Annotated in this window: 1 protein-coding gene; it reads right to left on the reverse strand. The window is 41.1% G+C overall.

Annotation, left to right across the window (positions count from 1 at the left end; genetic code table 11):
* The coding region (locus tag R8O11_RS30225) for a PAS domain-containing protein (protein ID WP_318195263.1) at positions 1-454 on the reverse strand (454 nt) is incomplete at its 3' end.
* Positions 455-560: the final 106 nt, after the last annotated feature.

Consider the following 560-nt stretch of genomic DNA (forward strand, 5'->3'; position numbering starts at 1 on the left):
GAACCGTTTCGTTAATTTTTAACGACCAGGTTCTACCCGCTTTCTCGGCGGCTAGCATCCCCTTGTAAGCTTTTGCAGCAATATCCACCCATTCACGCTTGGGCTTAACGCGCACAGATTGATAACCGACAACTTGGTTTTTTTCATAGATAGGCGTTACGTAGGCATCTACCCAGTAATAACCGCCAGATTTGGTGCTGTTTTTAACCATACCTCGCCACGCTTTGCCTTCTTTAAGGCGTGCCCACATATCACCAAAAGCGGCTTTAGGCATGTCACTATGACGGACGATATTATGATTCTGACCGACTAACTCCTCGTGCGTGTATTCTGCAACGCGACAAAACGCGTCATTACAATAAGTAATAACACCTTTTAAGTTAGTGGTCGAAACGAGTTCTTCAAGTTCTCCGACGAGGGTTTCTTGAGCTTTCTGAGAAAAATTGGCTGACATAGACGATACTTCTATAATTTTTATTAGTTTTCGGCGAGATGTATACAGGATTATTGTTTTTATTACAAAATGTTAGATAAAAAGTATTATCAATACGACATTTTTA

The sequence above is a fragment of the Vibrio sp. 1288 genome (assembly GCF_033344475.1).